Annotated in this window: 9 protein-coding genes, 1 tRNA gene, 1 other RNA gene and 4 pseudogenes; 1 reads left to right on the top strand and 14 read right to left on the bottom strand. The window is 48.4% G+C overall.

Translation table 11 applies throughout. The features are described from left to right. Positions 1–81: 81 nt before the first annotated feature. The 7 genes and pseudogenes from H6A20_RS05540 to H6A20_RS13880 form a co-directional block, all read right to left on the bottom strand. A pseudogene (locus tag H6A20_RS05540) lies at positions 82–483 on the bottom strand (CHAP domain-containing protein); the annotation flags it as partial. A 2-nt stretch (positions 484–485) separates the two neighbouring features. Further along, positions 486–968: pseudogene (locus tag H6A20_RS05535) on the bottom strand (reverse transcriptase domain-containing protein); the annotation flags it as partial. 575 nt (positions 969–1543) lie between these two features. After that, positions 1544–2236: pseudogene (locus H6A20_RS05530) on the bottom strand (LPD25 domain-containing protein); the annotation flags it as partial. Positions 2237–2289: 53 nt separating this feature from the next. After that, positions 2290–2502: an IS3 family transposase gene (locus H6A20_RS14000; RefSeq protein ID WP_420846591.1), complete on the bottom strand. Its 213-nt coding sequence runs from the start codon at positions 2500–2502 to the stop codon at positions 2290–2292. 13 nt (positions 2503–2515) lie between these two features. After that, positions 2516–2728, bottom strand: a pseudogene (locus H6A20_RS13730) (ParA family protein); the annotation flags it as partial. A 125-nt stretch (positions 2729–2853) separates the two neighbouring features. Next, positions 2854–3033 carry a hypothetical protein gene (locus H6A20_RS05515; protein WP_087375883.1) on the bottom strand — a complete coding sequence of 60 codons (180 nt, stop codon included), beginning with the start codon at positions 3031–3033 and terminating at the stop codon, positions 2854–2856. 46 nt (positions 3034–3079) lie between these two features. After that, positions 3080–3559, bottom strand: a complete 480-nt coding sequence (locus H6A20_RS13880; protein ID WP_204906140.1) for a helix-turn-helix domain-containing protein — start codon at positions 3557–3559, stop codon at positions 3080–3082. Positions 3560–3601: 42 nt separating this feature from the next. On the opposite strand from H6A20_RS13880, the gene H6A20_RS05505 reads away from it, so the two are divergent. After that, on the top strand, positions 3602–3928 hold the full coding sequence (locus H6A20_RS05505; RefSeq protein WP_204906139.1) for a hypothetical protein: 327 nt from the start codon (positions 3602–3604) through the stop codon (positions 3926–3928). A gap of 467 nt (positions 3929–4395) precedes the next feature. Here H6A20_RS05505 and H6A20_RS05500 read toward each other — a convergent pair whose 3' ends face one another. From H6A20_RS05500 to H6A20_RS05470, 7 genes are all read right to left on the bottom strand, one after another. After that, the gene (locus H6A20_RS05500; RefSeq protein WP_204906138.1) at positions 4396–4713 is read right to left on the bottom strand and encodes a type II toxin-antitoxin system RelE/ParE family toxin; all 318 of its coding nucleotides are present in this window, start codon (positions 4711–4713) and stop codon (positions 4396–4398) included. 3 nt (positions 4714–4716) lie between these two features. After that, positions 4717–4983, bottom strand: coding sequence for a type II toxin-antitoxin system prevent-host-death family antitoxin (locus H6A20_RS05495; protein WP_204906137.1), 267 nt, complete (start codon positions 4981–4983; stop codon positions 4717–4719). Between the two features lie 158 nt (positions 4984–5141). Further along, positions 5142–6437: an ATP-binding protein gene (locus H6A20_RS05490; protein WP_204906136.1), complete on the bottom strand. Its 1296-nt coding sequence runs from the start codon at positions 6435–6437 to the stop codon at positions 5142–5144. Positions 6438–6701: 264 nt separating this feature from the next. Continuing rightward, a tRNA-Val gene (locus tag H6A20_RS05485) sits at positions 6702–6774 on the bottom strand. A gap of 45 nt (positions 6775–6819) precedes the next feature. Then, positions 6820–7170: a transfer-messenger RNA gene (gene ssrA / locus H6A20_RS05480) on the bottom strand. A 153-nt stretch (positions 7171–7323) separates the two neighbouring features. Beyond that, positions 7324–8517 (bottom strand): pyridoxal phosphate-dependent aminotransferase, encoded by a 1194-nt coding sequence (locus H6A20_RS05475; protein WP_204906135.1) that lies wholly within the window; start codon positions 8515–8517, stop codon positions 7324–7326. Continuing rightward, a complete protein-coding gene (locus H6A20_RS05470) occupies positions 8514–8765 on the bottom strand; it encodes a hypothetical protein (RefSeq protein WP_204906134.1) in 252 nt (83 codons plus the stop codon). Before H6A20_RS05470 ends, H6A20_RS05475 begins: the two co-directional genes overlap by 4 nt. Positions 8766–8776: the final 11 nt, after the last annotated feature.

The following is an 8776-nucleotide window of genomic DNA, read 5'->3' as shown; positions in this document are numbered from 1 at the left end:
AATACAAGCAAGGGCAGAACCTCAAAAAAACAGCTCTGCCCAAGAGTAACTAATGACATATCTTATATCAGTTTTTTGAATTTACACAAAACTTGAAACGGTCTCTGGGATACCGTAACCGTAGATAACGCTGCTTCCGACAGCATATTGTTTCTGCCTGCAAGCATCGCCAGAATTACCCTCAACGGTATAGACAATTCCGTTTTCGCATTTCTCTACGATACCAACGTGGTCTGTTTCTCCATCCCCCTCCCAATCAAAGAAGATGATTTGACCTGCCGATGGCTCGAAGCTGCCGTCCTGCCATTGTCCTCTGTCCTTAAACCATTGAGAGCCTAACACGCAGCCTGCAACTTTCGGTATCACACCGCTTTCGATATAGCCGCACTCATTGGCACACCACGATACGAAACAAGCACACCATTCCACACGCCCATTGAAGCCATACCACGACCAATAAGGCTGACCGCCTACATTTCCCAAGCCTTAATGTCTCCTTCGATTATCCACTTTGCACCAGTGAACAGCGTTACGATTTCTTTTAACGCTGTGTGGCAACTTCTTTTCGGTCTGAAACCATGTGAATTATCAGAGAATGTCGGCTCATAGATTGCTTCAAGTATCATACGGACAACTTCCTGTAACAGTTTATCGTCCGTTGACGGAATCCCCAATGGGCGCTTTTTACTGCTGTTTTTCTTCGCAATATAAACACGCCTTGCAGGGTTCGGCTGGTATGAGTGGTCTCTCAGCTTCTGAATGAGCTTTTCAATGCGCTCCATGCTCATACCGTCAAGAGTGAATCCGTCTGCACCTGCCGTCATGCTCCCCTGAGAGGTCGCAATATTCTGGTATGCAAGCAGATAGAACTCTGGGTTGTACAGGTTACGGTATAATCTCTCGTACCTGTACTCTTTGTTTTTTGCTTTTTCACTTAAACTTTTCAATACATTTTCGGGACTTCTCATAATGCCTCACGCACCTTTCCTTATTATTTGTATTGAAGAAAGACTGTCTCCCTTCGCCATGTGGACGGCTTTCCCGTCCTCGGACTACTACGGAGACTCTGTTGCCATAGTAAATATTCAGAGTCACTTTTCTCATAGCACTCATAGCCGATTTTCGGCATTTTACCTTAGGCAATCCCCGTTTAGAACTGTAATAACATAAGCCTGTTATGATTTCGGATGTGACGTTCGTCGTTTTCCATTATCCTATGGCTGATTTACTCTGGGTATCTTGTGGATACGCATGGCCGACTCATATCCACCAGAGTACATGCGAGTATAACTTCCTTACGCATGGAGCAACATTTTGCCCAATCTCCGACTGTCATTCAGGCAGTTTAGCTTTCATCCTTATTCATAACTTTTCGCCACTACCACGCAAACACTTTGGAAGTTTCCGTGTTTCGTGCCCTCCGACATGCTACACTCCCCATCGGGTTTCCCCTTTTGGATAAGTCGGGTGACGATAGGGTGCGGATTATTCCGCTTTGATACCTTGCCCTATTACTTGCTCAAGGTAAGATTATTACAGCCCCTTACGGGCGCACTACCATTGAATTGCTGATAGGCGTACCCGTTGCGAATACTGTCCCTCGGTTGCCTGTGATTTCGTCCAGATAACGGCATTTTAGAAACAGGTCGCTTGATTTTTGCGCTTCGGTTTGGGCAATGCCGCCGACATTCCGCATTTTCGTGTAGAGGTACAAGTTCTTGTAAAAATGGCTCTCGTCAATAAAGAGCCTGTCAATGCCGAGCTGTTCAAAGTCGATAACTGTGTCCTTACGCTTGGTATCGTTGAGCTTGTCGAGCTTTGCTTTTATCCCTTTTCGGGTTTTCATAAGCTGCTTGACCGTGAACTGTTCGCCCTTGCTTGCTTTCACATCGTCAATCCCACGCTCAATATCGTCGAGCTGCCGTTCGAGCTGCTCCCGTTGCCGTTCAATGCTCATCGGGATTTTTTCAAACTGTGAATGTCCGATGATGACCGCATCGTAGTCGCCTGTGGCAATGCGGGAACAGAACTTTTTACGGTTTCCCGTTTCAAAATCCTGCTTCCGTGTCACAAGGATATTGGCGCTCGGATACAGCCGCAGATACTCGGAAGCCCACTGACCGACAAGGTGGTTGGGGACAACGAACATCGCTTTATTGCAAAGTCCGAGCCGCTTGCTTTCCTGTGCGGCGGCTACCATTTCAAAGGTCTTTCCCGCACCCACCTTGTGGGCAAGGTGGTCCTATGTCAAGAAAAAGTACAAATTAAACATGCCTTTTTTAAGTTGGCTTACCCTGCCAAAGCTTCTGCTTTTTCGTCTAATGCTGCATAATACTTCTCCTCATATTGATCAGGCGAAAGATATCCACAATGACTGTGGATCCGCACTGTATTATAAAATGTTTCAATATATTCAAATACCAACTTATATGCATGCCGGTAGTTAAAAATTTTAAAGCGGTTAATCCATTCCCTTTTCAGTAACGCATGGAAAGATTCGATACACGCATTATCCCATGATGTTCTGCATTACGGTGGAGAGCGTTATGGGTATATCGTCAGGTCTGTTGTAGCCGAGTGCCATTGTGAGATTTGCCTGTGCATCGGCATCAATGAGCAAGACTTTCTTTCCTTGCTGTACCAGACCCACGCCCAGATTGACCGCCGTGGTCGTTTTACCGACACCGCCTTTCTGATTGGTCAGAGCAATCACTTTGCAATTTGACATTTGTGCGTCCTCCTTTCGCATAAATTTAGCCGCTTTGTCAAGGCGGCTATGTAAAAGAGTGAGAGAACGCAAAAAAGCCGCTTACTCTTAGCAAAATAAGAATAAGCGGCTATGTGTGATGTGCCTTAGATATGTTCAATTTTCATTTTCTTAACAGGAGCGTTGACAACCTTGAAAATCAGCTCATCAACGCAGTCCGTGTATCTGCCTTCCTGTATCAGTCTGTTTTTCAGCTCTACAAGGCTATGTATTACCAACTGTCGCTCGTGGCTATCCAGATATGCGTGGTAGGTTTTATCTTTCATAACGAATACCTCCGTTTCATTTTTCATTATAGATATGTTTAAGAAATTACGCCATTGTGCCATCGCTGCCTGTACGCAATTTTCGTATTTGCTCATTAAACCTCTGGTGCTTGACAGACTTCACGGCAATTCCTATGAAATATCTGCTTACAAGGAAATCCAATAGATACTCTTTTGGGATTTGATAACGCTGTTTGATATAAAAGCATTTCAGCTCTTTTTTACCACACCAGCGACTAACCGAGTTTTTATTGTAGCCCGTAAACTGAGCTACCTGTTCAACCGACATAACATCTGGGTTGTTTTTTAGCAGTCGTTCATAATACTGCCGCATACGAATTAAATCCTCTTGTGTGAACACCTCATCAAAGGACGGAGCTTTTTTATCTCCGCCTTTTCCTTTGTAAAAGCCGTCTGGAGCTTTGAATAGCTCTGGGTAATCATCTCTGTCTTTCAAATACTGAATAACATCAACCGTCTTGATTTTGAAGCGGCGTGTTTTTTTGCCGCTATCTATGTTCGGCACAAGACCGCTTTCCAATAAAAACAAGCAGGTCTTTTTGCTGATATGACAGATACGGTACATCTGGTCTTTGGTTATGTATTCGGGGTATTGCTGCAAAATCTCGTTGCAATATTTTTTTGTAATCATCACTTACACCTCTTTGCGCTTTTTGGTCAACAGCAGAAGAAAGGTGTAAAAGTTCTCTCCAATAGTATTTTGAGAGTGCCTGAAAAGCAGGTGGGAAAAGGGGTTTTGTTCTCTCCTGAGTTCTCTCCGTTCTCTCCAAGTTCTCTCTTTTTGGCTTTTTTTGAGCCATTTTTGAAACCTATTCGAACTCACGGTTTTTTGCCGCTTTTCGCCGCTTTTAGCTCGGATTTTACCTGTAAATAAAGTAGTTTTTCTTGCATTATTTTCTGCTCCTTTCTAACACTTTCCATATCACATAACACATTCGAAATCGAATGACCTTATTGGTTGCCGCATCCCTCAAAACTATTGATTTTACGGGATTTTTCGGCTATTATGTTTGATAGAAATGCGGTTAGTTCTCTCCGATAGTTCTCTCGCATTTCGAGCTGTCGGAAGCAGCCGAAGCGGAGAAGAAACCACCTTTTTGCGGACAAGAGCATTTACCCTTAAAATGGGGCATTTTTTCTCAAAATCCGCTAAAGTGTGTTCGGAGTAAAACACTCGAAATCAGTTTATCGGTTTTATCGCCGGTACGAGGGTTCGAATCCCTCCGTCTCCGCCAGAAAATCCAGTCCTCAAGCGGGTTTCCGTTTGAGGGCTTTTTATTCTTATCTCAGATGGGGCTGTTCATTCAGCTTATCACGATTTTCCCTTCTGATATTCTGTTGCTATTTGATCAGCCAACTGTAATCCTTGCGGCAGTCAAGGATATATTCTACATAGACCGTATCGTCTTGGATTTGGTAAAGGACAAGATACCACTTTTCAATGAACATCTTGTGATATTTATTCGGCGTGATATACAGTTCCTCAAAGTAAGGGAAACGCTGCGGCATCTGCTTTAGAAAGCGCATCGCTGCCATAATCTCTTTTTTCTTTGCCGCCGCTGCCTCTTTATTGACCTGCGCCATAAAGCGGATATGCGTTCCTAACATCCTTTTTGCCCTGTCGGAAACAATGACTTTGTACTTGCTGTTTGCTGCCATACGCTATACCTCTGCAATCACTTCATCAAGATAAGCGTCCAGTTCATCAAGCGTACAGCCAGTTCTTCCCGCCATCCTGTCCTCCTCAACCGCAAGCAGTTCCTCACGGAGTTTCAGCATCTTCTCCCTGCGGTTAAAGGTTTCAATATCCATAACGACTAAATCTCCCTCGCCATTCTTGGTAAGAAAAACCGGCTCTGCTGTCTTTCTGCACATTTCGGCAATCTCGTTGTAATTCTGGCGGATTGCTGCGGATGGACGAATATTCATAGCCACACCTCCCGTTTGTATTTGGTAGTATTATTCTAACCATATTATACTCATTTTATGCCACCAAGTCAATATGCGCAGAAAAATATACAATTACAAGCCCATCATTTCCCGGACAACACGGTCTGCCATTTTGACTGCCCCGACTAAGACGAGCATTAGATACAAAATGCGGCGTAGAGAGGAACGGTCTTTTTACTGTCCTCAAAGCCGAAGTTTTTTGCGGAGAGCTTGATGGCGTAAGCAGGCTTATAGGTTTCCATATAGACCTTCAGGCTCTTTGCTCTGGTGTTGTCAGCCGACTTTACTTCAATGGGGATAAGCTGACCGTCACGCTGAATGACAAAATCTATCTCAGCCTCGCGTCCGGACTCCCAATAGTAGGTCTTGTATCCGTTAATGGTAAGCTGCACATCGACATAGTTTTCAGCCATACCGCCCTTAAAGTCGTTCAGCTCCTCGACCATATAGAGGACATCGTTTGCCGCTAAGTCTTTCTTTGCGCAGAGCAGCCCCAAGTCGGAAACATAAATCTTGAACGCATCAATATCACGGTAATTCTCCAAAGGCTTTTTGATCTGCTCCACCTTATACACCCGTGAAACGATACCAGACAGACAGAGCCATTCGATAGCGTTTTCAAACTCGGAAGCTCTGCCGCCTTTTTTAATCAGTTTATATTGGAAACGGGTGTTTTTCTTGGAAAGCTGCACGGTGATGTTATCATAAGCAAGCCTTGTTTTTTTGATCTCATTCAGATTGTTATACTTGCTCATATCATTGAGATAGCTTGCCAAAATCGTATCCTGCGTGTGGCGCACAAGGATATAATCCCTTGTCTGTGTGAACTGCAGGACGCACTCAGGCATACCGCCCACAACGAGATACTGCCTGTAAAGCAGCATCGCCGCATCGTGCAGAGCAGAGGGCATCGGCGTATCGGTTTCAAAGCACTTTTTGATCTGCGCTACCAGAGCGTCCTCGCCTAAAGCCAGCATAAATTCTTCCATATCCATAGGGTACAGGGTTTTCATATCGACCTTGCCCACAGGAAAAGAGAATTTCGCCCTGCTTACCGCCACGCCCAGCAAGCTGCCGAGAGCTATGATATGATAGTCTGGAGCGTCCTCGCAAAAGTATTTCAGCGAAGCCAAAGCCCGTTCGCAAAGCTGTACCTCGTCAAATACTATCAGCGTCTTTTCCTTTATTATCGTCTGTCCTGCAATGTGGGATAAAATAGGTATCAGATAATCAGGGCTGATATTTTCCTCAAAGGTTTCGCTCAGCTTTGGATTTGTTTCAAAATTGAAGTATGCCACATTTTCATAGTAGCTGCGTCCAAACTCTAAAATCGAGTAAGTTTTTCCGACCTGCCTTGCTCCCTGCAAAATCAGGGGCTTGCGATGTCCGTTTTCTTTCCACGCTTCCAGGAAGCTCATTATTTTTCGATACATTGCCAGACCTCCTTCAAGGTGCTGAACATAGTATAACACATATTCGTGTAAATACAAGTGATTTTTTCTTGATTTCTAACACTAAAATACACGAACTTTATTTTAAACCTATCAAAATTCGACACGAACATCGTCAGGTCCTCTTTTTTACACCTCCACGGATTTAGCGGTCTTCAGCCTGTAAAGCTCCGTATTCGGAGTCGGCTTAAGGCCGGCGCCTCGTTTGCGCGCAAAAAAAGTGCCGCACATGCGGCACTTTCCGGATGGAAACAACGGGGCTCGAACCCATGGCCTCCCGCTAGTCAGGCGAGCGCTCTCCCTGCTGAGCTATGTTTCCTCCTGTGTGGTACGGACCGCTGCAGGTGTTCATCCTTTCGCGGCCGAGTGGACCTGGCGGGAATCGAACCCGCGTCCGAAAGCCTTTCCATCAGAGCATCTCCCATCACAGTCATTAGTTTGACATTCCCTCTGCCGGCCGCCTAATGACAGGCTTCCGGTTTCAGTAGCTTCATAAAGTCTTCCATCCCCTCAAAGCTTTGGAGACGAAGTGCTCCGCCTTGTTGAAGCCGGTGACTCAGGCAGCGGATGACCTGGGGCCGACTGCCGCCAAATTAGGCAGCGTACGCTAATTCTCTATTGTCTGCGTTTATTTTTAATTGGAACTTTTAACGTAGTGTCCCGCTACGGATGGCTTCTCCAACTTCCAAACCCCCGTCGAAACCAGTACAAGCCCCTGTCAGATTCAGATAAGGACGCGCCTTCGCGCTGTTCTGGTCCGCAGACGTTTCTTCTTCGCATTTTATTATAATGACTGTCCGGGCTCCTGTCAAGGGGAGCCTGCCTTCTGCACCGGAGATCCTGCCTTCCGCACCGGCAAGCCCTCCTTCTACACAGACGGCTCCAGCTCCCCAAGCGCCGCTTCGATGGCGTCCGCCGCATCCTTAAGGGTCTCCAGGGACGCGGCGTAGGTGATCCGCAGATGCCCCGGCGCCAGGAAGGCGCTTCCGGGCACCACCGCCACCCGGGCCCTCTCCAGGAGATACTCGGCGAGATCCAGATCGTCTTCCATCTTCTTTCCATGGTATGTGCGCCCCAGGAAAGCCGTGACATCCGGCAGCAGATAGAAAGCCCCCTCGCCCTGCCGGCAGCTTACGCCCGGGATCCGGTTCAGCCGGCCGCTCAGGTACGTCCGCCTCCTGTCATACTCCCGCACCATGTCCGCCACGCAGTCCTGGCTGCCAGCAAGAGCCGCCGCGCCCGCCTTCTGGGCAATGGAATTGACGGCGGAGACCATCTGGCTCTGGACCACGTTGACAGCCGCCGTGACTTCCCGGTCCGCCGCCAGGTAGCCGAGCCGCCATCCGGTCATGGCATACGTCTTGGAGAAACTGTTCACAAGCACGGTCCGGCGCCTGGCATCTTCTGAGAGCGAGCTGACGCTCACATGTTTTCTGCCGTCGTACACCATGCACTCGTACACCTCATCCGAGATGATGTAGAAGTCGGACTCACCGGCCAGGCGCGCCAGCGCCTCCAGGCTCTCCTTACTGTACACGGCCCCCGTGGGATTGTTGGGCGTATTGATGAGGACCGCTTTCGTCCGCTCTGTCACCGCGGCCCGGACGGCCTCCGGATCCAGGCTGAAATCCTCTGCCGTCCGCACCGGCACGGGCACGCCGCCGGCCATGCGCACCATCTCCGTGTAGCTCACCCAGCAGGGATACGGGATGATCACCTCGTCCCCCGGGTCGCACAGGGCCAGCAGGGCCGCGTAGATGCACTGCTTCGCGCCCGGCCCGATGGTGATCTCATCCGTCGCATAGCGCACCTTGTTCTCCCGCGCCAGCTTGCCGGCGATGGCCTCCCGCAGCTCCGGGATGCCCATGACAGGCGTGTACCTGGTAAACCCACTGTCGATGGCTTCCTTTGCCGCCCGGCAGATGTGGGGCGGCGTGTCAAAGTCAGGCTCCCCCACGTTGAGCCCTGTCACGGGGATCCCCTCCCTTCGCATCCGGGCGGTCCGGGCGGTCAGCTCCACTGTCTTTGACGGCTCGATCTTCTGTATCCTCTCAGAAATCATTTGTCTCTCTCCTCGTCCTCCAGCCCCAGTATCTCCGCCAGGACTTCGATCAGTATCTCATTCGTGCAGGACTTGATATACCCCATCATGTGGAGGGAGATCTCATCCTGCCGCTGGCTCTCTGTCAGGTCCGGGCGGCTGTTCGTCTCCCGGATGAGCCGGACGAGCTGGGGCGTCAGCTCCTCATATGTCTCCACCGTCGTCTGGGAGACCAGTTTCCTCAATTCTTCTTTTGTCACAGGCACCATGTCTACTCCTC

Origin of the sequence: Mordavella massiliensis, from assembly GCF_016901695.1 — a bacterium.
In the GTDB taxonomy this organism is placed as follows: Bacteria; Bacillota; Clostridia; order Lachnospirales; family Lachnospiraceae; genus Claveliimonas; species Claveliimonas massiliensis_A.
Note: the sequence above shows the minus strand (reverse complement) of the source record. Positions and strands in the feature narration are given on the sequence as shown.

Bases quoted from the DNA above. Each gene is read 5' to 3' on its own strand.
- H6A20_RS05495 (WP_204906137.1), bottom strand. From the start codon at position 4,983: ATGAATATTCGTCCATCCGCAGCAATCCGCCAGAATTACAACGAGATT.
- H6A20_RS05475 (WP_204906135.1), bottom strand. From the start codon at position 8,517: ATGATTTCTGAGAGGATACAGAAGATCGAGCCGTCAAAGACAGTGGAG.
- H6A20_RS05515 (WP_087375883.1), bottom strand. From the start codon at position 3,033: ATGAAAGATAAAACCTACCACGCATATCTGGATAGCCACGAGCGACAG.
- H6A20_RS05505 (WP_204906139.1), top strand. From the start codon at position 3,602: ATGACAGATACGGTACATCTGGTCTTTGGTTATGTATTCGGGGTATTG.
- H6A20_RS05470 (WP_204906134.1), bottom strand. From the start codon at position 8,765: ATGGTGCCTGTGACAAAAGAAGAATTGAGGAAACTGGTCTCCCAGACG.
- H6A20_RS05500 (WP_204906138.1), bottom strand. From the start codon at position 4,713: ATGGCAGCAAACAGCAAGTACAAAGTCATTGTTTCCGACAGGGCAAAA.
- H6A20_RS05490 (WP_204906136.1), bottom strand. From the start codon at position 6,437: ATGTATCGAAAAATAATGAGCTTCCTGGAAGCGTGGAAAGAAAACGGA.